Source organism: Dactylosporangium sp. CA-139066 (assembly GCF_050936175.1).
Classification (GTDB): domain Bacteria; phylum Actinomycetota; class Actinomycetes; order Mycobacteriales; family Micromonosporaceae; genus Dactylosporangium.
The window spans coordinates 7,698,434-7,720,389 of the sequence record NZ_JBNJNH010000001.1 but is presented as its reverse complement, the minus strand read 5'-3'; the positions used below and the strand labels follow the sequence as shown (position 1 = coordinate 7,720,389).

24 protein-coding genes are annotated in these 21,956 nt (G+C 70.8%); 7 read left to right on the top strand and 17 right to left on the bottom strand.

Going from position 1 to position 21,956, the window contains the following annotated elements:
• Window positions 1–120: 120 nt before the first annotated feature.
• On the top strand, window positions 121–543 hold the full coding sequence (locus ACQEVU_RS35285; protein ID WP_433331341.1) for a hypothetical protein: 423 nt from the start codon (window positions 121–123) through the stop codon (window positions 541–543).
• A 640-nt stretch (window positions 544–1,183) separates the two neighbouring features.
• On the opposite strand, the gene ACQEVU_RS35280 is transcribed toward ACQEVU_RS35285, so the two are convergent.
• The 3 genes from ACQEVU_RS35280 to ACQEVU_RS35270 are packed head-to-tail and all read right to left on the bottom strand — an operon-like array spanning window position 1,184 to window position 2,038.
• Window positions 1,184–1,384: a hypothetical protein gene (locus tag ACQEVU_RS35280; protein WP_433331339.1), complete on the bottom strand. Its 201-nt coding sequence runs from the start codon at window positions 1,382–1,384 to the stop codon at window positions 1,184–1,186.
• The gene (locus ACQEVU_RS35275) at window positions 1,384–1,767 is read right to left on the bottom strand and encodes a CopG family transcriptional regulator (RefSeq protein ID WP_433331337.1); all 384 of its coding nucleotides are present in this window, start codon (window positions 1,765–1,767) and stop codon (window positions 1,384–1,386) included. The genes ACQEVU_RS35280 and ACQEVU_RS35275 overlap by 1 nt, the downstream gene beginning before the upstream one ends.
• Complete coding sequence (locus ACQEVU_RS35270; protein ID WP_433331335.1) at window positions 1,760–2,038, bottom strand: hypothetical protein; 279 nt, start codon at window positions 2,036–2,038, stop codon at window positions 1,760–1,762. Before ACQEVU_RS35270 ends, ACQEVU_RS35275 begins: the two co-directional genes overlap by 8 nt.
• Window positions 2,039–2,621: 583 nt before the next feature.
• Between ACQEVU_RS35270 and ACQEVU_RS35265 the strand changes: the two genes are divergently transcribed.
• The 3 genes from ACQEVU_RS35265 (at window position 2,622) to ACQEVU_RS35255 (ending at window position 4,341) form a co-directional block, all read left to right on the top strand.
• Window positions 2,622–2,747, top strand: a complete 126-nt coding sequence (locus ACQEVU_RS35265; protein ID WP_433331333.1) for a hypothetical protein — start codon at window positions 2,622–2,624, stop codon at window positions 2,745–2,747.
• A gap of 110 nt (window positions 2,748–2,857) precedes the next feature.
• Window positions 2,858–3,850, top strand: a complete 993-nt coding sequence (locus ACQEVU_RS35260; RefSeq protein WP_433331331.1) for an ATP-dependent DNA ligase — start codon at window positions 2,858–2,860, stop codon at window positions 3,848–3,850.
• A 65-nt stretch (window positions 3,851–3,915) separates the two neighbouring features.
• Window positions 3,916–4,341, top strand: coding sequence for a hypothetical protein (locus tag ACQEVU_RS35255; protein ID WP_433331329.1), 426 nt, complete (start codon window positions 3,916–3,918; stop codon window positions 4,339–4,341).
• A gap of 387 nt (window positions 4,342–4,728) precedes the next feature.
• Here ACQEVU_RS35255 and ACQEVU_RS35250 read toward each other — a convergent pair whose 3' ends face one another.
• The 6 genes from ACQEVU_RS35250 to ACQEVU_RS35225 form a co-directional block, all read right to left on the bottom strand.
• Entirely contained in the window at window positions 4,729–5,781 is a 1,053-nt protein-coding gene (locus ACQEVU_RS35250; protein WP_433331327.1) for a threonine aldolase family protein, read from the bottom strand.
• Window positions 5,778–6,671, bottom strand: coding sequence for an alpha/beta fold hydrolase (locus tag ACQEVU_RS35245; RefSeq protein ID WP_433331325.1), 894 nt, complete (start codon window positions 6,669–6,671; stop codon window positions 5,778–5,780). Before ACQEVU_RS35245 ends, ACQEVU_RS35250 begins: the two co-directional genes overlap by 4 nt.
• On the bottom strand, window positions 6,668–8,389 hold the full coding sequence (locus tag ACQEVU_RS35240; RefSeq protein WP_433331323.1) for a non-ribosomal peptide synthetase: 1,722 nt from the start codon (window positions 8,387–8,389) through the stop codon (window positions 6,668–6,670). Before ACQEVU_RS35240 ends, ACQEVU_RS35245 begins: the two co-directional genes overlap by 4 nt.
• The gene (locus ACQEVU_RS35235) at window positions 8,386–9,657 is read right to left on the bottom strand and encodes a cytochrome P450 (protein WP_433331321.1); all 1,272 of its coding nucleotides are present in this window, start codon (window positions 9,655–9,657) and stop codon (window positions 8,386–8,388) included. The genes ACQEVU_RS35240 and ACQEVU_RS35235 overlap by 4 nt, the downstream gene beginning before the upstream one ends.
• Before the next feature lie 9 nt (window positions 9,658–9,666).
• Entirely contained in the window at window positions 9,667–10,851 is a 1,185-nt protein-coding gene (locus tag ACQEVU_RS35230) for a hypothetical protein (RefSeq protein ID WP_433331319.1), read from the bottom strand.
• A 68-nt stretch (window positions 10,852–10,919) separates the two neighbouring features.
• Window positions 10,920–11,327: a MarR family winged helix-turn-helix transcriptional regulator gene (locus ACQEVU_RS35225; RefSeq protein WP_433331317.1), complete on the bottom strand. Its 408-nt coding sequence runs from the start codon at window positions 11,325–11,327 to the stop codon at window positions 10,920–10,922.
• A 934-nt stretch (window positions 11,328–12,261) separates the two neighbouring features.
• Here ACQEVU_RS35225 and ACQEVU_RS35220 point away from each other — a divergent pair.
• Entirely contained in the window at window positions 12,262–12,810 is a 549-nt protein-coding gene (locus ACQEVU_RS35220; RefSeq protein ID WP_433331315.1) for a DUF4262 domain-containing protein, read from the top strand.
• A gap of 312 nt (window positions 12,811–13,122) precedes the next feature.
• Here the strand turns inward: ACQEVU_RS35220 and ACQEVU_RS35215 are convergent, their stop codons facing one another.
• The 4 genes from ACQEVU_RS35215 to ACQEVU_RS35200 all read right to left on the bottom strand — a co-directional run bounded on the left by ACQEVU_RS35215 (window position 13,123) and on the right by ACQEVU_RS35200 (window position 17,253).
• Entirely contained in the window at window positions 13,123–13,725 is a 603-nt protein-coding gene (locus tag ACQEVU_RS35215) for a hypothetical protein (protein WP_433331313.1), read from the bottom strand.
• A 94-nt stretch (window positions 13,726–13,819) separates the two neighbouring features.
• Window positions 13,820–15,070 carry a hypothetical protein gene (locus tag ACQEVU_RS35210; protein ID WP_433331311.1) on the bottom strand — a complete coding sequence of 417 codons (1,251 nt, stop codon included), beginning with the start codon at window positions 15,068–15,070 and terminating at the stop codon, window positions 13,820–13,822.
• Between the two features lie 654 nt (window positions 15,071–15,724).
• Entirely contained in the window at window positions 15,725–16,789 is a 1,065-nt protein-coding gene (locus ACQEVU_RS35205; RefSeq protein ID WP_433331309.1) for a tyrosine-type recombinase/integrase, read from the bottom strand.
• Window positions 16,786–17,253 (bottom strand): hypothetical protein, encoded by a 468-nt coding sequence (locus tag ACQEVU_RS35200; RefSeq protein ID WP_433331307.1) that lies wholly within the window; start codon window positions 17,251–17,253, stop codon window positions 16,786–16,788. The genes ACQEVU_RS35205 and ACQEVU_RS35200 overlap by 4 nt, the downstream gene beginning before the upstream one ends.
• A gap of 242 nt (window positions 17,254–17,495) precedes the next feature.
• Between ACQEVU_RS35200 and ACQEVU_RS35195 the strand changes: the two genes are divergently transcribed.
• Window positions 17,496–17,786, top strand: coding sequence for a hypothetical protein (locus tag ACQEVU_RS35195; protein ID WP_433331305.1), 291 nt, complete (start codon window positions 17,496–17,498; stop codon window positions 17,784–17,786).
• Window positions 17,783–17,932, top strand: a complete 150-nt coding sequence (locus ACQEVU_RS35190) for a hypothetical protein (RefSeq protein WP_433331303.1) — start codon at window positions 17,783–17,785, stop codon at window positions 17,930–17,932. Before ACQEVU_RS35195 ends, ACQEVU_RS35190 begins: the two co-directional genes overlap by 4 nt.
• A gap of 321 nt (window positions 17,933–18,253) precedes the next feature.
• Here ACQEVU_RS35190 and ACQEVU_RS35185 read toward each other — a convergent pair whose 3' ends face one another.
• From ACQEVU_RS35185 to ACQEVU_RS35170, 4 genes are read right to left on the bottom strand one after another with little or no spacing between them, the layout of a single operon-like run.
• Entirely contained in the window at window positions 18,254–19,000 is a 747-nt protein-coding gene (locus tag ACQEVU_RS35185) for a hypothetical protein (protein WP_433331301.1), read from the bottom strand.
• Window positions 18,997–19,722: a 4Fe-4S single cluster domain-containing protein gene (locus tag ACQEVU_RS35180; protein ID WP_433331299.1), complete on the bottom strand. Its 726-nt coding sequence runs from the start codon at window positions 19,720–19,722 to the stop codon at window positions 18,997–18,999. The genes ACQEVU_RS35185 and ACQEVU_RS35180 overlap by 4 nt, the downstream gene beginning before the upstream one ends.
• Window positions 19,719–21,170 carry a hypothetical protein gene (locus tag ACQEVU_RS35175; RefSeq protein ID WP_433331297.1) on the bottom strand — a complete coding sequence of 484 codons (1,452 nt, stop codon included), beginning with the start codon at window positions 21,168–21,170 and terminating at the stop codon, window positions 19,719–19,721. Before ACQEVU_RS35175 ends, ACQEVU_RS35180 begins: the two co-directional genes overlap by 4 nt.
• 28 nt (window positions 21,171–21,198) lie before the next feature.
• Window positions 21,199–21,954, bottom strand: a complete 756-nt coding sequence (locus tag ACQEVU_RS35170) for a hypothetical protein (protein ID WP_433331295.1) — start codon at window positions 21,952–21,954, stop codon at window positions 21,199–21,201.
• Between the last annotated feature and the right edge of the window lie 2 nt (window positions 21,955–21,956).

The following is a 21,956-nucleotide window of genomic DNA, read 5'->3' as shown; positions in this document are numbered from 1 at the left end:
GTTGCCCGGCGGAAGGTGCCTGCCGCCACGCCGACCAGACCCCTGACCCTTGATGATCGGCGGCCTGTGGCGTCCGGTCTGCTGATCCCTTCCGGGCGTCGCGGCGAGCAGGATTCGGCGGTGACCATTCGCCGACTCGCCGCCGTGACCCTCGCCGTCCTCGCCCTGGCCGGCTGCGGCCCCGACACGACGACGCCGGCCAAACCGAACAACCTGATCGGCGACGCCCCGTCGGCCAGTGCCAGCGCCAGCCCCAGCGACTCGCCGAGCCCAACGCCGGCGGTCACCGACACGGTCGTCCCGACGACTGTGCCCCCGGTGCCGACGCCGGCCGTGACGACGAAGAAGCCGGCGCCGGTGAACACCACGACGAAACCGCCGGCGCCGCCGAAGACAACGAAACCGGCAGGGAACCCAGGCCCGATCGTGCATCCGGGCGCGTTCTGCTCCCCGGAAGGGGCGATCGGGTACACGTCGGCGGGGACGCGGATGCGGTGCACGTTGAAGGCCGGGGAGAAACAACCGCGCTGGCGGGCGGCGTGACGGTACTGTCGCCGTGGACGGACGGTCGTCTGGCGCGGGGGACCGCGTCACCCGCCGCGGCGGCATAGCCGGCCGGCGTCCACCGCAGTTGCGGGACTAACCGGCAGTCGCGCGCGAGCGTGCCACCTGCCCAAGGGCGGCAGATGTCGGCCCGAGCCGCTTCAGTGCCGGACGGATGGGCCGGTTCTATCGCAAGCCCGGCAGCTTCGGTTGCCGGGCTTTGCGCTGTCCAGGTGGTCGGCGCGGCGACTGCCGTGCTGCTGTGGGCGGTGCCACCCGGCGGGTGGCCCCTGTCGCCGCGCCTGGTGCAGGTCTATCGACAGCGGGCGATCGCCGCGCGTTGAGGTTGGTATTCTCCGGATGGTGCACGATGAGCAGCCGGGCGCGGCCGCGCGGCGCTGAACGGCCGAAACGTTCCGGCCCGATTCCCTGGATGGCCGACCGCGTGTACGCCTGCCGGTCGACGACCGCGGCGCTGTGACCTGCGTCAATCGGTGGGACGGTTCTTGACGGGTAGCTGGTGGGAGCGCTGTGACGCGGACCCCTGCCGCAGTCCCTGACGTCGCGGGTCGAGGCGTGCGCGCGTGGAGGCGGGAGCTGCCAGTCTGGCAGCAGATTGGCAGTTCGGCGCGCAACGACCTCATTCAGGCATTTGCGCATATGCCCGCGACAGGTATCGCCACACCACGATGACCGCGAACATGCTGACCACGCCCATGAACAGCATCAGCCCGGGCCGGAACCAGCCGCCATCGAGGACGTGCAGGCCGATCGACGCCGGAACCGCCAGGGCACCGAGGATGAACAGCGTGATCAGCGCCCGGCGGCCCTGTCTCGGCATCAGGCTGCCTCGTCGCGCCGGTGAGCGGTGAGCTCCCGGGCGGCCCGCTGGGCGGCGTCGAGGGAGCGTCGCAGTTCGGTGACCGGGTCGGGCGCGGCGCCGGTGGTGACCTCGAGCCCGGAGGCGATCAGGTCTCGCAGCATGGCCGAGATGGACACGCCGCGACGCGCGGCCAGGGCGCGGACGTCAGCGTCGAGGTCGAGCGGCAGCCGGACGGGACGGATCACGTTGTGGGGTGCGTCCGGTGGTGGCAGTTGGGCGGCGATGGCTGCGGCCTCGCCTGGGTCGTCGACCGGTGTTAGTTCGATCTCGCCGGCGGCGAACGCCTGGATGTCGCGTTCGGCTTCGGCGAGTTCCTGCAGGTTGATGTCGTCGTCATTCATGGTCTTGCTCCCATTGCTCGAGGTGGGCAGTCTCGGCGGGCGTCATGGGCCTTGCTCCGATGATCGTGGCGTCGAATCCGCCGGTGAGGCGGACGGTGACGACGATCGGCCGTCCCGCGTCGGTGCGGGTGTGGATGGCGAGGTACCGGTTGCCGAACTGGTCGTGCATGGGTTGTGGCCGGCGCCGTGGCCGCTGGAGTCCTTGCATGACCTCGTACGGTTCGAGGTCGGTGAGGATTGCCAGCAGCTTCGGGAGCCAGTTGTAACCCACACCCATACTGTATACGCCTGCTTATACGCAGGTCACGGCTGAACAGGTTGAATCCGCCCGTCGCGCCACGGTTGGCGAACGGATCTCGACGCATCGGCGCGGCTTACGGTTCGACTGGCCTGTCTGTCGGTTCGGCCCGACTGAACCCCGGACTCTGAGGCCCCGGCGGAAGACGCGGCCGGTGAAGCCGCTTGGACCGGACTTCGACTATGCGTCGATCGGTCGTATCGCGACTCGCCATATGGCAGGAAGCTGTACGGCCGACTGGCCGTGATGGTCATGAGTCAGTGACACGCCCGGGCCGCACGTGGAATGCCTAACTGGCCGCAAAGGACGTCCGCAACGCCAAGGGAGACACGCAGACCCAGGTGGCCGAGGCCATGGAGTGTCGCTCTCCAAGGTGATGTGCATCTAGTCCGGATGCGGGCCGCGCTACTAGCCGTTAAGGAGTCTTCCGAAAATGTCCACAGCACAAGAGGGTAAGCACCCCCAGCGGACGCTTGTCCGCAGGCGGAACGGGGGCGCAATCAGGTTCACTCACGGGCCGTGGTTCCCGCTGGTGTGCGTCCTTGCCGTGGTGGTCGTGATCGCGCTCGTGCTGCTCACCTCGGGCGCGATCACTGGCTTGGCTGGCGTGTTGACCGCTCTTGCGGCCGTATTGGCTGCCCTGGGCGGGTTGATGGCTGCTGCGGCGAAGTACCGCCGCTGACCAGCCGATGGGCCGGTGTGGATTGTCGCGCCGGCCCATCGTTCTTAGCGTCACGCAGACCTCGGCCGGGTAGCGTGATCAGTGTTCCCGCTGCTCAACGGGGGTGCCACATGCGGCCACCGGTCGAGCCGATGCATGCCGTCCCGGCGCGCGAACTCCCACCCTGCGCCGTCTACGAGCCGAAATGGGACGGCTGGCGCTGCCTCGCATTCGTCCAACCCGACCGGGTCGTCCTCCAGTCGAGACACCTCAAAATCCTTACGCCGTACTTCCCGGACGTCACCCGGCTCCTGCGCACGCTGCCGCCCGGCGTCGTCCTCGACGGCGAACTCGTCATCTGGGACCCCGAACATGGCCGCACCAACTTCGTCGCCCTGCAGAAGCGGATCATCGCCGGCCGCTGGCTCCTCGCCGAAACAACAGCCCGGCCAGCGCACTACGTCGTCTTCGACGCACTCCACGACGGCGCCGTCGACCTGACCGGACTGCCGCTCGTTGAGCGCCGCGCCAAGCTCGAGTTCCTTCTGACCGGGGCGCCGCCCCACCTGCAGCTGTGCCCGCAAACCACCGACCCGGACGAGGCCCGCGCCTGGATGGCCGACTGGCAGCACGCCGGCGTCGAAGGCGTCGTCTGCAAGGACCCGACTGGGCGGTACGTGCCCGGCGGTCGCGGCTGGGTGAAGGTCAAAACGCGGTCGACGACGGAGGCGATCATCGGCGGTGTCACCGGCAGCCTGTCCGCCCCCGGCGTGCTGCTCCTCGGCCGGTACGACGCCGCCGGCCGGCTCCGCTACGTCGGTCAGACGATGCCGGTCGGCGACGTCGGCCGGGAGCTCGGGCCGGGCCTCGCCCGGTACGTCGTCCAACGCCAGGGCGGGGAGATCCGCACACCGTGGCCGCAGCCGCTGCCGGCGGCCTGGTCGGGGCAGTTGGAGGAGCGGCGTCCGCTGCCGTACATCCCGGTACAGCCGACCGTGGTCGTCGAGGTGGAGGTTGATGTCGCGTACGACGAGGACGTCGGTCGGTGGCGGCACCGGGCCCGGTATGTGCGGGTCCGGGCCGACCTCAGCGTGTACGACGTGCCGAGGGCCGCCGGGTTCTAGAGACCGCGGCGATGTGGGTTGCTGGTTGTTCGAATGGCGCGCACCGCTGTGGTGACCTGCCTAACGTGATGATCATGGGAAGTCACGCCAAGCGGGACAACGGCATCGAAGACGAGGCGGACGCCGCAGCGGAACCTCAGCCGATGCTCAACGTGCGACCGCCCGGGCCGCCTGGGTCCGCGGCGTCATACACCTTGCACAGCGTCGCTGTTTGCTGGGTGCTGGCGGGGATTGTCGTCGCCCTCGGTCGCAGTACGGGCAGCGGTGACAGCGGTAGCGGGAGCTATTCGACGTCTACGCAGACCGCCCTCGACGATGCGGTGGATGCGGCCAAGACCGCTCAGACACTTCAACTGGTGCTGTTGTGTCTTCTCGCAGCAACGTCTGTTTTGCCGCTGGGCAGGTCGTCCGTGCGCTCCGCCGGCCGCAGTAAGCGCGGTCTTGAGCACGGTCACCGGCTGCCGAGATTCTTGCTGGCATCGGGCTGGTAGAACGCGAGTCCGTGCCACTCGCGGCGACCTCGCCAGCCGCGACTGGGCGCGGCTCAGGTTCAGGCGGGCCTGGGCCGACCTTGTCCGTGTACGACATGCGACCGGCAGCCGGGTTCTAGCCAGTAGCAGGGGGCTGATCTGATCGTTTCTCCGCCGGTTCCTGCTGCCACAGCTGGAGAAATCCGGCACTTAGGTAGTCGCCGGCCGCGGTGCGCCACAGCCCGGCACCTTGCTTGTCTGGCCCGGTCCACGACGCGGCGACGACGATCCGGGCGAGGACGCATGCGGCAAGACCGACGCAGCCTTTGATCACGAACGACCACCCGAGCCGCTCCTTCCAGGATCGCGTTGGTCGGTGGCGGCGAACCGCTGCCGCCACGTGTTCCACTACCGCTGCCGGTGCAGCAGTCGTAGCAGCACGTCACCGGCGTAGCGGATCTGGTCGGCGGTGACCTCGTGGTGGGTTACGGCCCGGACGGTGCGGGGGCCGACGTCGACGAGGAGCACGCCGTGCGTGGCGGCGGCCGCGGTGAACGCGGCGCCGGTCCAGCGGGTGCCGGTGAGGTCGAGCAGCACCATGTTGGTGTGCACCCGGGTGGGGGTGACGGTGCCGGTGCCGGTGAGCGTGTCGGCGAGGCATCGCGCGTGGTGGTGGTTCTCGGCCAGGCGCTGCAGGTGATGGTCGAGGGCGTAGAGGCCGGCGGCGGCCAGGATGCCGGTCTGTCGCATTGCTCCGCCCGCGCGTTGCCGCAGCCGTCGGGCGTCTGCGACGACGTCGGCAGGGCCGGCCAGGACCGATCCGGCGGGGGCGCCGAGTCCTTTGGACAGGCAGACGCAGACCGTGTCGAACAGGCCCCCGTACACCTGGAGGGGGGTGCCGGTGGTGATGTGGGCGTGCCAGAGGCGGGCGCCGTCGCAGTGCAGCGCGACGCCGGCGCGGCGGGTGATGGTGTGCAGGGCGGTGAGCCGGTCGAGGGGGTGGATGAGGCCGCCGGGGAGGTTGGCGGTCTGCTCGACGGCGATTGCTGTGGTGGGCATGGCGTAGCCACCGCCGGTTCGGATCATAGCGGCGATGACGCCGGGGTCGATGATGCCGTCGGGGCTGTGCCAGGTGCGGGTGGTGATGCCGCCGTGGACGGCGGTGGCGCCGGCTTCGTAGCTGACGATGTGCGCGTCGTCGGCGCAGAGGAGTTCCCCGCCGGGCGGGACGAGGGCCTGGATGGCGACCTGGTTGGCCATCGTCCCGGTGGGCAGGAACAGTCCGGCGTCGTGGCCGAGCAGGCTCGCGATGCGGGTCTCGAGGGCGTGGACGGTGGGGTCTTCGCCGTAGACGTCGTCGCCGACTTCGGCTGCGGCCATCGCGGCGCGCATGCCTGCGGGCGGTTTGGTGACGGTGTCGCTGCGCAGATCCACCCTCGTGCGCCGGCGGTCGGCGGTCATGCGGCCGCTGCCCGATTGGTGTGCGCCGTGGTGGCGTGGGCGGCGAGGTGGGTGATGGCGGCGGTGATGTCGCCGGGTCGTTCGAGGGGCAGGTCGTGGCCCCCGTCCACCCATCGCACTGGCACGGCGCGTCCGGCACGGTCGAAGGTCTGCAGGAGCGTCTTCAGGCGGAAGGCGGCGGTGGCGGGGTCGGCGGGCCGGGCCAGGACCGCAACCGCAGGGCAGGCGAGCTGGGCGAGGAGGGCGGCCGGTTCGTGGCACCAGAGGCTGCGCGCGGCGGTGATCTCGTGCTGCACCGCGAGCCGTAGCCGCACCGGCCCAGCCTCCTGCGGGCCGGTGGCGGGTTGGTAGTTGGCCAGCAGGGCGGGGACGGCGGCGTCGGGCAGGCCGGTGCCGCGGGCCCACGCGGTGAGCATGGCGGGCGTCGGGGCGATGCGCCGGTCGAGCAGCATCCGGTGCCGCGCCTGCCACCAGTTCGTCCCGAACTGGCTGCGCGGGTGGTAGACGCCGCCGTCGACCAGGCACACGCCGTCGACCTGATCCGGTCTGCGGACGGCGAGCTCGAGGGCGACGGCTGCGCCGAGGCTGTGCCCGGCGACAACGCACGGGCCGACGTCCATGGCGTCGAGGACGCGGGCCGCGTCGGCGGCGAACCGGGTGATGGTGTACCCGATGGGCGGTGTGCTGGACTGGCCGTGCCCACGGTGGTCGAAGCGCACCACCCGCCGGTCGGGGAATTGTTCGGCGACGAGATCCCACCAGCGGTGGGTGCTGGCCAGCCCGTGCAGCAGCAGCACCGGCCGCTGGCCGCTGGCGTGGTGTCCTGGCGTGTCGTGGACGGCGAGGTCGACGCCCGCCGTCACGGTGACCATCTGCGGCAGGCCGGTCATGCGGCGTTCCCGGCGGCGTGGCGGGTGAGGTTGTCGATGGCGGCGGCGATGCCGGCCGGGGTGCGGTTGAGGGCCACGGTGACGTAGGGGACTTCGACGCCGAGGGCCTCGCTGAGCGCGACGGACAGCTGCGCGACGAGCAGTGAGTGCCCGCCCGCGTCGATGACATCGGTGTCGGCGTGGACCGGCTGGTCGAGCACGGCGGCGACCACCGCGAGGGTCACCGGCAGCGACCCGTCCGCGGAGTGCCGGTCGCTGGTGGGGTCCTGGTCGGCGGCGTGTGCGCGCAGCGTCTCGTGGTCGGTTTTCCCGCCGGCAGTGAGCGGCAGTGCGGTGACGAGCCGGACGTGCGGTGTCGCGAATGGGGGCAGCAGCGCTGCGGCGTGTCCGCGCACCGCGGCGGCCAGATCCGTCTCGGCCAGTCCGGTGTCGTGGTCCGGATCGGCGACGACGAAGGCGGTGAGCCGGTCGGCCACGGCGACGACTGCGCATCCGCGCACCGCGGGGTGGGCGGCGACGACGTGTTCGACTTCGCCGAGCGTGAGGCGGTGGCCGCGGAGCTTGATCTGGTCGTCGGTGCGGCCGAGGTAGGTGAGGGTGCCGTCCGGTCGCCAGGCGGCGAGGTCGCCGGTGTGGTACCAGCGGTGCCCGGCCTTGTCGGTGCTGAAGCGGGCCTCGGTCGCGGCCGGGCTGCCGGTGTATCCGCGGGCGACGCCGAGGCCGCCGACGAGGATCTCGCCGGTGGCACCGGCCGGGCGGGGGCGGCCGTGTTCGTCGACGATTCGGACGGTTACGCCCGGCAGTGGCGTCCCGATGTGTACCTCCTCGCCGGGGTGCAGCTCTGCGATGGTGACAGCCACGGTCGCCTCGGTCGGCCCGTATCCGTTGAGGAGCTGGCGGTTCGGGCCGGCCCAGCGGGTGACGAGATGTGGGTGGACTGGCTCGCCGACGGCGACCACCGTCCGAAGGTCCGGCAGGTCATCGGCGGGGGTGGCGGCGAGGACGGACGGGGTGAGGGTGACGACGTCGACCCGGTGCTCGCGCAGCAGTCCGGCCAGGGCCGGGCCGCCGTGCCGGGTCATGGCGGGGGCGAGGACGAGGGTCGCGCCGGCGGTGAGGGTCATCAGGATCTCGGCCATCGCGGCGTCCCACGACCAGGCCGCGAACTGCAGGACCCGCGTGCCGGCGATGACGTCCAGCCGCTCGGCGAGGGCGGTCGCCATCGCGGTGACGCCCGGTTGCTCGATCAGGACGCCCTTGGGGATGCCGGTCGAGCCCGAGGTGAACACCACGTAGCACAGCGCACCCGTGACCGGCGGCGGGAGCACCGCAACGGACTGCGGGGCCGGGAGGTGCAGCGTGGGTTCGGGTTGGAGAATCTGGCGGACGGCGCAGGCGGCGGCCATGTACTGCAGCCGGGCGACCGGCCAGTCGGGGTCGAGGTAGAGCACGGCGGCGCCGGCCCGCCACACGCCGAGGAACCGGACCAGGCCGTCGACCGACCGCGGCCAGCACACCCCGACGACCTCGTCGGCCCCGGCGGCGGCCAGCTCACCGGCGATGGTGTCGGCCTGGCGGGTGAGCTCGCGGTAGGTCGTCGCGGCGCCGGTGCCGTCGATGACGGCGACCGCGTCGGGCGTGTCGGCGGCACGCTGCCAGATCAGGTCGGCGATGCTGCCGCGGGCTGCGGCGCGGCGGGAGCGTGGCTGCTGGTTCATCGGGTAGCCGCCGTGCGGTCGAGGTCGAGCTGGACGGGCAGGCGTTCGAGGCCGCGCAGGTTGGCGTTGTGCCGCCAGGCCCGGCCGGGCCGGGGCCGCAGCCGCTCGGTGCGGGCGGCGAGCTCGCGTACGGCGGTCTCGACTTCGAACCGGGCCAGCGGCGCACCGAAGCAGGCGTGCGCGCCATACCCGAACGTGACCGGGTGAGCGGCCCGGCCGTCCGGCCGGTCGGTGGTCCGGTCGAGCAGGATGCGGCCCGGGTCGGGGAAGGCGAGGGGGTCGCGGCCGGCGGCGGCGAGCATCAGCACGACGCTCGCCCCGGCTGCCAAGGTCTCGCCGGTCGACAGCGTGACCGGCTCGGTCAGCCGCCGGGCGGTGTACTGGGTCGGCGGGTGGAGCCGGCCGAGTTCGGTCACGACGTCAGCGACCTGGTCCGGGTCGTCGCGCACGATCGCCCACAGCGCCGGTTCATCGGCCAGGACCATGAGCACGGCGGAGAGCAGGTTCGTGGTGGTCTCGTTCCCGGCGGTGAGCAACATCATCAGGTTGGCGACCAGCGCTTCGCGGCTGATCTGCCCGCGGTGCATGCTCGCGACCAACGCGTCGATCACCGCGGTACCAGGTGCGCGCTCGCGGTCGGCGACGTGGCCGCGGAGGAACGCGGCGAGCTCCGCCGCGGTGGCAAGGGTTGCCGCGCGGCCGGTGGTCGGCACGTGGCCCGGGGCGGCGACCACGTCACCCCACGCCAGGGACCAGCGGCGGACGGTGGCCGTGTCGATGTCGGCGGGAAGGGCGAGGAGGTGGCGGGTGACGTCGATCGGGATCCGGGCGGCGAACCCGCCGACCAGGTCGACCGCGGGCTGGCCTGCGAGGTCGTCGACGGCCGCGCCGACCGCGCGCCGGACGGGTTCGGCGAGCCGGGTCCGGACCTGCCGGACCTGGATGGGTTCGGCCAGGACGCGCCGCACCCGGCGATGGCAGTCACCGTCGACGAACGACACGTGCAGATCGAGCGCCGCGAACACCTCGTCCAGGCCCGCGCCCGGGAACCGGTCGAGGGCGCCGGCGTGGTCCATCCGCACCGTCGTGCTGCGACTGGCCAGCAGCGCCTGCACGTCGGCGTGCCGGGACACCAACCAGGCGCCGACCAGCGGGTCGAACACCGGACCGGCGTCCAGGAGCCGGCGGTAGAAGCCGGTCGGATCGGCGATGGTGTCCGGCAGCTGCAGCTGCATCAGGCTCAGCCGGTCAGGGGCGATGGCGACCATGGTGCTCCTTCAATCAAGGGGGGATGGGTGCGATGCAGCAACAGACGGCCGCCGGCCCGGGCGCCCGGTTGCGGGCGCGGGCTTGTCCACGTTGCCGACGTGGCGGGCGAGCGCGGCGAGCAGCCGGTGCCCGGCCAGCCGGGCCAGGGTCATCCCGGCGCCGTTCGCAGCGGCCGGGGCCAGCCAGCGCACGGCGGCCACCGCGGCCGGCTGGACGTCGCCGCCCGGCATCGGGTCGACGAGCAACAGGCAGGACGCGCCGGCCGGGATCGTCACGCCGTGCAACAGCACCGGCTGGGTGGTGCGCCGCAACCACCCCGCCGCCGAAGGCAGCGGCGGGACGGCGGCGGCGACCAGGACGTTTCGGTGGGCGACGTCGGCGCCGAGTCCCGCGAGCGCGGCCGTGGCGCCGGACTCGGCGCGCACGGTGTCGACGAGGCGAGCCAGCAGCGCAGCGGTCGCGTCCCAGGCCGCGGCGAACAGCGCGCAGCACAACGCGGTGACGTCACCGAGCGGCGTCCGTTCGGGTCCGAGACCCCGGAACGCGAGCAGGTCGTCTACCACCGCATCGGGCCGGCCCGGGTCCAGCGCATCGGCCGGTTCCGTGACGTGCTGGCGCACGATGTGGTCGACAACCTCGCGCAGCGCCGCGAGCGGCAACCCTGCCTGCGCCGCCGGCGTGGCCGCGACCCTCGGGGCGAGCTGGTCGCGTAGGCCGCGCACCAGCCGGATCGTGCCGCCGCAGATCCCGAACGCCGAGCAGACGACCGCCTCCGCCAGCCGCTGGACGGGCACGCCGCCGCGGGCGGGCCAGTCGGCGGGATCGCGGGCGATGCCGGCCAGCGCGGCGGCGGCCCGGTCGGCGTGCGCACTGATCGAGCACCCCCACGTCAGACCGGCCTGTGCCACCGTTGCCGGCCACACCGTGCGCAGCAGCGCCAGCGCCTGCCGGTTCACCGGCACCGCCGGCACGCGTAGCGGCGAGCGGCTCAACGCCTCGCGCCATGCCGGAGCGTCGGCGGCGAGCGCGAGCTCCACCGGAAATCCGGCGAACGTCGTCGGGTCGCTGCACGCCTGGCCGACAACGCCGGCGCCCTTGACGATCCACAGCCCGGACGACCGGTCGAAGCCGACGAACTCGCCCTGGTGTGCACGCCACGGCGCCGCTGCGGCGCCGGCGACGAGTGTGTTCACCGGATCGAACCGCAGCCGGGCCGAGGCAGGTCCGATACTGCGGTCGCCGGGATGCTGCGTGGTCATCGTCAAGCCCCCCGGCCCTGACGATGACCACGCCGCGGATAGGGCCGGACCCGATTGGCCACGACATACAGCACGTGCCGCGTCCGCGGGTCCGGGATCAGCCTGGCCTCGACCACGGCGACCGCGCTGCGCAACTGCTCGGCCCGCTGCAGCCCCGGCTCGGTGGCGGCCAGCTCAACCTGACGGTGGTCACGGCTCGGCGTGCTCCGGCTGATCAGTCCGAGCCGCTCCAGCCGGGTGACCGCGCTGCGGGTCGTGCCAAGCGGCGTTCCCATCGCATCGGCCACCACGTGCATCCGGATCGGGTGCGGGCCGTCGGTGATCGCGGTGAGCGCCGCGTACGTCGTCCAGCTCACCCCGGCCGGCTCGAGAACCGTCCGTTCCACCTCGCCGCGCAGGTACGCCGCCATCCGCGCAGCCCCAAGAACCGCTGCACCGGGCGACGGCGACGCAGGCGCTGCCGGGGACGTCACCGGCCACGGCCCCGCAGCGCGCGGGCGACCGCCGAGCCCGCAGGCCGGTGCCGACCGCGATAGCGGAAGGTGAACAGCCGCAACCAGCCCGGGGCCGAACGATGCCGGCCAGCGGAACCCTGCACCTGGTGACTCGTCATCGATCGACCCCCGTCAGCGTCAACCCGGACACGCGCAGCACGCGAACGTGCACCTGAGCTCCCGCAACCCTTGCGGGGCCGCCGGCATGCAGGCCGCACACATCGACCCTGCCGGTCTCCACAGCGCGCCGGTAGTTGGCCAGGGTTAACCAGTTTTCGCGGGAGGCGGTGTGACCCCCGGCGCGACGGGGAGCCGAAGTCACGACGTACCGGCGCCCCGCACGCAGTCAGCACCAGCACGGGCGACGCTCGCCCGGCTTTGTCGCCACCGCGCGACGGCGGCCGCAAAGCCCGCGACCGCAACTCCAGACCAAGACGCCCTCAACACCGACAACAGCGTGCACATCGCCCGCCGCCGGATACATCCAGGAAATACTGCGGAACCGGACGGTGGCGCGCGGTGTGCGATGCGCGGCTGAGGGCTGGCTTCGACGGGAGCGGCGCTGACAGCACCGGGCCGCCCCCGCGTCGTGCACCGAGCGGGCGGTCGCTGCTAGTGCCGTGAACGTTTGAGGGATTGAGGGTCTGACTGCCCGGGGCGCCGCCTTGCCAGCGATCGAGTCTGCTGGGCGTTGCCGTCTCTGGTCGCAAGCTGTCGGGGCGGAGCCGGCAGCGCCGTCGCGACGCCGGCGATCGCGCCGAATCCCGGCGGGCCGACGATTCCGCGCGGCCCGAGGTCAAGCCATCTTGGTTGGTGTGATCATGCCCCAGCGATGATCTACCCTGCCGGAGTGACCGATAGCCAGCCAACGTGTCCCTGCATCATCTGCCACGACTACGGCGACCGGGATGAGCTCGACGCTATTGACCGCAACACCATCGGTCACGTCGAGGAGCATGGCTGGAGCGTCGTGCAGATTCCCGAGGACAATCTTGGACCTGGCTGGGCCTTCACCGTCGGCATCTGGCACAGCCACCGCCAACCCGAACTGGCGATCTTCGGGCTGGAAATCGACACCATGAAAGCCTGCCTGAACGTGTTGGGTGGACAGACCGCAGACGGATGGCCGCCGGAGCTCGACTACGAGCGCAGCCACGTCATCGACGGCGATCCCGTCTTGTTCAAGACCATCGACCCGCGTTGGTACAAGGCGTTCTTCGGCACCGCGATTGCCTTCTACCGTCGTCCGCCGATTCCCTTCATCCAAGTTCTGTGGGCCGACAGCCACGAGCGATTCCCGACCGACCCCGAATGCGAGCTGGCGGTCCGTAACCGGCAGCCCAGCCTCTGGCTCCGACCCGACCGGCATCCTCGAGGCGCCTGGACCCAAGACCTCTGATTCTCGGTTCGGCGGGCTGCCGGAGTAAAGGACGCCGCGCCCTTCGGCTATGACGCACCACGTTGAGCTTCACGCCGCAGGAGGGCCTGAAAAGTTTACGGAGTTGGGTCACGCTGCCCGGGTGGCGGGTTGGCCCCAAGCGGCGTTGTCGTTCGCTGCGGGTGATTCTCAGCAGCTGCTGACCTTCCTGGTCACTGAGCCGCCGCACGCGTATAGGATCTGCCACCGTCCCAGCCTGGACGCAACGACGCCACCCGGCCGACAGGCCGGACGGCGCGTCATCCAACACCGTGAACGTGCGTGGTCAGGGCACTAATCGTGGGCTAGATCAGCCTTGGCCCGGCGCAGCAGCACCTGCCCGAGCACCCGGTCCGTTTCGACCATACGGCGATCGCCGGACACGAACGACGCGCCACACTGCCCGCAGAACCTCGCCTGCCGCCACGCAGCTGCAGCCGCTGCATGCGCGGCCCCAACATGCTCCTGCGCACGGCGCCTACTCCACGCCGTCAGCCCGGCCACGGCCGCCACGGTGAGGGCCACCGTGCCGAACAGCTGGAGCGCGGCCACGTCCTGCCCGGATGCGGAGCTGGCAGCGCCGAGCACCAACAGCGCCAAGACGGCCCCGGCAGCGACAGCCACCCCGATGGGACGACGCCACGACGGCAACGCCGGCGGGGGCGCCAACGCTGCCGCCAGCGGCGTCTGGGCCTGCGCCTGGCCGACAGATCGGCCCTGCACACCACCGGGCCCGTGCCGTACCTCGAACCCGATCTGCACAAGACCGGACCGCAACAGCGCCGGGACCGCAACCACCGTATGCCCCGCATCCACCGGGCATCGATCCGCGGCCGGTCGCGGCCGCTCCCCACGGCCACGCCCTGCCGCTCCGCGGCTCGTCATGTCACTGCTCATCCCGCGCTCCCTACCCCCGCAACCAACGCGATCGACTCCTTCATCGTGATTCGACCTGTGCCGACTCTCCATCCCGTTCGTCCTGGATTGCCGCTCACAGGTGAGCTGTGACGCGGCCAGCACGTGCGTCGTCCCGATCCTGCTCGGTGATACGACCCTCCTCGATCCAGCGGGCAACGACCCGGCGTGCGTAGTTGTTCGTGCCCGCCGCCCGGTCAAGATCTGCCGCACTGACTGGAACCCCGGCATCGCGGCACGCGATGAAGTGCGCCCACATCTGACGCTGAACATCACCATCCGGCCCACGACGGAGACTTGATGCCGCCGCACCCTCAGTTGGGAGGTCGCGGCCGCCCGCCCCGTCGACTTGTCTCGCTGGCCTGAATCTCGTCTCGTTCGCTCCGCGTCCGTCTCGCCGCGGCCGGGGTCTCGGCTCCGTCGGGCCGGTCTCGTCTCGCGCGGGTGTCTCGTCGCCGCTCGGCCCGCCCTTCGGCGCGGCATCGGTGCGGCTGGGTCGCCCGTCCGGCGTCTCGTCTCGTCGAGTTCCGCCTTCCGCGAGACCGACAGCCGACCCGGAGTCTCGGCCGGCAGCCCGGCCGCGCCGCATCCCGGAGATGGCTGCCGCGTTCGTCTCCTTGAGGCGGTCGTCGCCAACGAGACCGGTCACCGCCGAGACCTCTGCACGGCGATCCTCGTCTCGCGCGTCGCGGAACTGCTGCACCTGATCCGAGACGAGGCGGCCGCCTTCCGACGGCATTGGGTGCGCGCTGGGAAGGACGGTGCCGGAAGCCTGGGCGGATTCGGCAATGATGCCACCGCGCTGCCGCTCGATCTCTGCCTGCAACTCGGCCACGATCTCCGCGAACAGCCGCTGGAACGAGCCGGCCGCTTCGGCGACGACCAGGATCAGCAGCGGCCCGCAAGCGTGGATACCGAGCCCAACCCAGTCCAAGCCCAGCACCGGCCCGGCGACGTTGAGCGCGAGCGTCATGGTGGCCGTGACCCACCGCAGCGCCGTCACGGAACCGGACCTACGACCGTACTGGTGCATGATCCGGTCGCCCCAGAGGCCGATGCACATGGCGAGGTCAACCATCAGCGGCAGGCCCGGAGCCGTCCACCTGAGCACGCCGTACTCGATGAGCAACGGCGTGACGTTGATCGCGCCGTACACCATCACCCCGAAGGCGATGCCCCACACGGCGCGGTTGATCCATCCGCCGGTCCGCTCCACCACGGCGACGTCGCGCTCCAGCCTGCCGACCCGGCGCTCACGCCAGCCCGGATCGCCACGCTCTTGATCACCGTCCGGGCCGAAGCGCGCGCGTACGCTACTGCGTGCCATCTCTCTTGCACTCCAAGACACATAAGAGGGGTGGACGGCCTCAGCGGGTTGCCGCCCGCTGAGGCCACCTTGAACACTCGATTCCTCGCCCGCTCGCCACGCCGGCCGACGACAGCTCGAGCCGAACTGGCCAACTTCCGCCGACCGGCTCGAACCGGCATCGTGGAGCCGACGTCTGGACACGTTGACGGGGGCCTGCCGATGGACAGAACACTTCGCACGATGGCCACATACGGGGCGGTAGCTGTCGCCGGGTTCGGCGCCGGGCTGGCGCTCGCGCGACGTACCGGCAAACGCGGCCTGATGCACCGACCTCGGGCTGGTTTCCCGGTGGCGGAGCCGACCACTGGCGTGGCCTACCTCACGGGCTACATCCGCGGCTACGAAGACGGCGGCTCGCGAGCAGCAGCCGCGTAGCCGCCCTACGGGCCTGACCAACCTCCGACGATCCACTCCTCGGCCCCTCGCCGGCGCAAGCCGGTGAGGGGCCAAGGCGCATTCACGCCAGGACGAGAACGGCCGTCACCAGTCACGGCGAACGCCGCTGTTCCACCGCGTCGCGGGCCAAACCGGTAGCAGGATTGGTAGCACGCAACCGGAAGGTTGGGGGTTCGATCAGTGAAGCCGGTGCCCTGTGCTCGGTTAGCGCCATCGTTAGTCTCGCTCGCAGATGGTGTCGGCCTGGGCTACTGCGACCGGGCCTGATATCGCTGATGGGGCCAGGGGATGAGGTTCGCCGGTGAGCGCTGCGAGCGCAGTGGCCACTTCGTGGAGTGTCGCCCGGACGTAGGTCGCGGTGGCGCTGGCGTCGCCGCTCATGTGACCGGCGTATGCCTGCGCGACTGCGTAACCGAATTGGCGTTCGACCCATGTCAGCGTCGTGTGCCGCAGCCAGTGGGTGCTGATCTGTTGTGTGGTCACCCAGGGGAGTACGCGTCCGACGCGGTCCCAGAGATGGTCGTATCGGCGCCGGGAGATCGGTCGTCCGTCGCGGTAGCGGAGAATGGGAGTGCCCGGTGCAGCCTCGCGTTCCTCGATGTGTCGGAGCAGGTGACGCATCAGCGTGGGGGAGACCGGTTGCCACCGTACTGTCTCGCCCTTCTCCTTCAACAAGATGAGGCACTGCTCCGGGTCAAGGTCCGCTGGCAACAGCGCAAGCGCACCACCTCGGCGGCACGCGGTCTCGGTGTGCAGACGCAACAGCAGCGTGTCCAGGTTCGGATCATCTCCGGTGGTACTCGCGACCTGGTTGATCTCTGCCAGACGCGTATCGGCGATGGCTCGGCGGGTGCTGGGCAGCCGACGAGGTTTCTCCACCTTCTGGGCGGGGTCGTCCGCGGCGGTCAGGTACCCGTCGGCGACGGCACGCTTGTAGAGGCAGCGCAATGCGGCGATCAACAGCTCCGCAGCGCTGCGCCCTCCGCGTGCATTGCGCCGTGCCACGACGTTCGCCTTGACCTGCTGAGCCAGGCGTTCGATCTCGGATGGGGTCACTTCGTCCAGCCGACGATCTCCCCAATGCTCCACCAGCCGCTTCCAGTACGAGCTGTAGGCGCGACGGCTGCCGCTGCCCACGGCGTCAGTTACGACGGGGACGTACTCGGTGAATGTGGGTGTCTGCCGACGGTCGCGTGCGGCGTGGTGCAGGTCGGCGGGGGAGACGCCGAGACGGTCCAGCAACAGCAGGGCGGCGTCGATGTCCGCACGTGCGGCAGTCATGGGGCGTCACCGCCGAGCACAGCGCGGTGACGGTCGGCGATCATTGCGTCGATGGCGGCTGGCGGATGGATCACCAGGCGCCGCTCGGCCGGCTCTGCGGCGATGAGGAGCCGATCGGCCGGCGAGATTACGCAACGGTGCCGGACGACGGCTGGAATGTACAGGTGACCCTGCCGGGTGACCGCGAAGACGCCCCGAGGGCTGGCGTCGACGAGCAGCAGGCCACCATGCTCCTGGATGGTGTACCGAGTGCCGGGCTTCCAGCCCATCACCCGGACGATGGCCTGATCGGCGAGCCTGCCGTTGCAGTCGATCGCGGGCAGCGCGTAGACCGTCTGACGGGTCCGCTGGTCGGCGAAGGCCGGCAGTGGTAGCGGACCGCGGACGGGGCGTCTCGTCGCTGCCGGACCGCTCGCCGCGTTGGCAAGGGAGGCCGGGACGACTGCGGGCACGATGCTGGTCATGGACGGCACCGCCGTCCACCTGAATCCAGCACAGATGCTTGGCTGGCGTGTCCGAACACGCTCGAACACTGGTGCGTCAAATGACGCAGGGATGCTATGGGTTGGTGTCGAAGGGGGGACCCCGGCCCACGCTTTGTGGCAACCTGCGCAACGCAGGTGTCCATACGAGAATCTTATAGTGTTGACCACTGCCGCTTCAATGTGTCCGGTCGCCGCGGCCACGTGATGATCTACTTTCGGCCTTGTGGGACGATTCGGCGGCGAGCTCGCTCGACGTTTCGGTGGATGGCGAGGTCTCCCGGCTGCGCCGGGAACTGCAGTGGTTGCGCGCTGAGAATGCCCGGCTGGCTCGTCTGCTTCAGTTGTGCGGTTTGGATACTACGCCGGCGCCGGAGCAGCTCGCGGTGCCGGCGGCGGCGCCGGGTCTGGTGACGATGTCGTCGGCGGTCAGGGACAAGCTTGCAATGTTCGCCGACCGGTTTCACGCTTACTCGTCCTGCGGCGCTGGCTGCGGCACAGGATCAGCCGCATGATCGAGCAGGCCGAGGCGAAGGCCGGTGACGGTGTTCTCGTCATCGGTACGACACCGTTCATCGGTGAAGGCTTCGACGCTCCGGCTCTGGATACGGTGTTTCTTGCCGCGCTGATTTCCTTCGATGGTCTGCTTATCCGTCCTTAGACGAAGCCGCCGGCGCCCACGCCGCCCTCCTGGGTGAGTAGCGATTCGCATCAGGTAGCCGCTGTGCTCGAGGGTGTGTCGGCTCGGGTGGCTGGCGAGCAGAGCAAGTGCGTCGGCACGAGGACGTTTGAGCAGCGTTGCCTCAGTGCCTGTGTAGATGCCGGGCTTGACCCCGGCTGCCTTCACCACGTGAGCCACGGCGTGGTCGCGGCTACCGGTCCGCGAAAGGCCCGCGACATCCCCGTTGCGCCCATGAAGGTGCTGGCAACCGGGTGAGCGTCGGCTCGGCCGCTCACCGGCCGGCGATCCGGGGCCGTCCGGTCAGGGGCAGCGGGACTGTTGCCAGATTGCCTCGAATTGATCGAGCCAGTAGGCGTACCAGTGCGGATCGGTCGTCGCGGTGAACCGGAGATGCATCCGCGTCGTCGTCGAGCGGTTCTTGAACCCGTGAAATTCGACGATCACCTCGCCGTCGCGCTGCTGCGGGTTGACCACCACTAGACTGAATCCGGTGTCGTGCGCGAAGTACCGGTATGCGAATTCGCCCGGCAGCGGCCAGTGCGTAATGTTGTACAGCGTCATGGTCGACCTGTTGAGAGACGCGGTAAGGCCGACGAACGGAAACTCGACGCCAGCCCGCATTCGGTCGTCGGCAAGCGCGACGGCGTTGTGTGCCAACGGGTCCAGCACTGCAACCCGGACCCGGCCGTCCGGGCGGGTCAGCACGCCGTCACGCAGGATTCGACAGGTCTCGGCATTCAGCACGTTGCCGGCTGTCAAGCCGAAGATCCAGATCTCGCGTGCGTCGGCGAGCCGGCCGGTGAGCGGATGGTCGCGGAATCGCGAACGGTCGCCGATCACGGTCTCCGTCGGCGGCCCTGCACCTTGGGCACGGGCCGCGTGCAGGGCGAGCAGCCCGATCCCGGTCAGTGCTGTGGCCCAGCGCAGGTTGTCGGACAGCACGTCGCTGACCGTCGAAACCGCGGCGAGCACGAACGCCGACGCCGCAAACGCGTAGACCTCGACGGCTCGCGTACGTGAGGCGAGGCGATTGCGCCGGCCGCTCATGTCTCCGGCTCCTTGTCGTTCGAACGATCGCGCTGCGGGCGCCGCCGCGACGGCGGCCGACGACGCCAGGTGGTTGACTCGATCGTCATCCCGGCGACTCGCAGCGCCCGTTCGAGTCGTGCCAGGTCGCCCGGGCCAGGAATGCCGACGAGCACCAGCTGCCCGTCGTGGCGCAGGTAGACCTGCATCTCGGGCCGCTCGGCCGGCGTGCCGATACGTTCGGCGTAGCGCTCTTCAGCCTCCGCGGTGCGCAGGTGGGGCGCCTGGTTCGCCGATCCGCGCCAGGGCAGCCGGGTCGGCTTGTCCGCCTCGTACCTCCCCGCGATGAGGACGTCGACGTGTTCGAGGGCGGCCAGCTGCGTCTCGTCGAGTTCGTGGAGCTCGTAACCGGTGTACACGAGGATGTCCGCGTAGTGGCCGGGCCGGCGCCGACGGGCGACGTCGACCTCGTCCAGCAGCGCGCGGAGCGCGACGGGCTGGGTCAGCGGCTCTCCACCGCTGACTGTCAGCCCATCAGCGCCGTCGTCCAGGCAGCCCTGCCAGAACGCCGAGAGGTCGGCGATGCGATGCTCCTCGCCCTCGTCCGGTTCCCACGTGTCGACGGACATGCAGCCCTTACACGCGAGCGGACAGCCCTGCGTCCACAGCGCAAGCCGCCGCCCGTGCCCGAGCACCTCGACCGGGTAGCGCGTCCGGTTCAGGCGGATCGTCGCCGGGTTCACGCGGCACCGCCGGTCGGCTCCTCGAAGGGCTCCGCGGTCGGCTGCCGGGGAATCCGCTGGAATCCGTCCTCGCGCTCGTTGGCGAGGCGGTCCGACATCCGGGCGATGGCCTCGGTCACCGCCGGGTCGCTCATCGCCCGGGCGATGCCGTCGAGGTAGGCGTGCTCCGCGGCGACGAACGCGGCCCGCACCGAGCGAGCGATGTCGGCATCCCGCTCGATGCGCTGCTCCGGCGTCAGCGTCGGCGCCGGACGTACGATCGGCCGGAAGGCGGCCAGGCGGCGCTCCAGGCGCAGCCGCGCCCGCTCCGCCCGGCGGTGCGCGGTCCGGACCGGGTGGTCGTGTGCCAGGCCGAGCAGCATGCCGATGCCACCCGTCAGGATCATCACGCAGATGAACACGACGACGATCGTGCGGGGCTCGACGTGGAGCTGGTCGGCGAGCGTGGGCAGGGGTTGGTGCGTCCTCGGGTCGTCGAACGGCCGCCCGGTATCAGGGTCGATGGCCGGCTGGAGCAGGACCTTGGCCCGCAGCGAGCCGAGCTCGTAGGCCAGGTACCCCCATGGCGAGATCAACAGCGACGCGATGATCGGCCACAGCCACTCGCGGCCGGTCGCGTGTCGGTAGCGCACCAACACGCCGGCGAGGTGCGGGAACATCACCATGACGAACGCGACGGGCACCGCGAATACCCACGTCATGAACTGCTCGAACTGGTCGGTGCCGTGGAAGTAGGCGAACACGAAGTAGGTGACCGGCAGCTCGACGGCGACCAGCCCGAGCAGCGTCAGCCAGCGAACCACCGGGCTGATCGGCGGCGGCGTAGGCCCCTCCCACGGGCTGATCTCGGTCATCGGCGCGACGCCCAACTGCTGCTGCAGCCGCTCGATGTCGGCGCGTCGCTGCGCGATCTCCGCCTCCGTCTCGTTGGGCTGACGGCGGCGGGTGAAGACCCGGAACAGTCGGCGCCGGCGAGCCTCGCGGGTCGCAATCCGGTCCATCCGCGCCAGGGCGCGCCGCGACATCTGCTGGGCCTCTTCGTAGAGCCGCTCCAGGAACGCGAGCCGGCGCTCGAGGACCTCGACATCGGCGTCGGCGCGGTTGTCGGCGAGCGACTCCCGCCGGGCGGTGTCGGCGAGGGCCTGCCGGGTCTCGGCGATCTCCCGCTCGCCCTGCGCCCGCAGTGTGCGCAGGTACGGCAGGAGCGTCCGGTCGTCGAACGACCACTGGTCGAACATCCCGCCGACGGCGTCGGCGTACCCGCGCCGCTCGGCCGCCGCGGCGAGGTGCTGCCTGCCGCGCACGCCGGGCCGGGCTGGCGGCGTCGCCCGGCGCCGCGGCAGCAGTCGGGCGATCCGGCGCCACAGCCGGCCCCATCGACCGCCCGCCCGGGCCATCTGCCGGCCGGGCGCCCGCTGCGTCCCGGGCGGTCCCATCACGTCGGTCATCGGTGTCTCCTCTCGATTCCCGTGCCCGTCAGGCGGGCGCGATCGTCGCGGTCGCGTTGAACAGGTGCACGGACGCGCAGTGCGCCCGGTTCCTCAGCAGCTCGTTCCAGAAGGCGTTGAAGTCGGGGTACTTGCGGGCGTCCGCGCTCAGCAGCTTGCCGAAGCCGACCACCGCCATGTCGGCGCCGGTGAGGTCGGGGATGCGCGTGCCCATCTGGTCCATGACCTTCTTGCGGTCGGCCTCCGTGTGCAGGTCCTTCTTGGCGAGCACGCCGTTCGGCCCTTCCTCGAGAAAGTCGCTGATCACCAGGAGCTTGTACTGGCCCGCGCCCTCCGGGTGCCGCGTAGCGAGCAGGCTCAGCCCGCCGAGAACGTCCGTGCCCTTCGGCTTGTCGGCGCGGATGCACTTCAACAGCTCGGTCGCGGCCGCCAGCACATCCTGGCGGCGCTTGCCGCGGGCGAGCCGCACGTCGACGTTGCCGCCGAGGTCTGGGTCGATGTCGATCGTGGGCGGCTGGCACTTCGAACCCTGCGAAGCGTCGGTGATGGGCGCGAAGGCGACCCGGCGGCAGTCCTCCTTGTTCAGGAACGGCACCACCGTCTGCTCGATGCTCTGGTCGGCGTTGAACCCGTTGGTGCTCGACGACGAGCCGGAGCCGTCGATCGCGATGCCACACGCGGTGGTCAGCTTCGACACCGCCTTGATGCAGCCCGCGACGCCGAGCGTCATCCCGACGCCGCAGAGCACCGACAGGCCCAACACGCAGAAACGGCGCAGCTTCACTT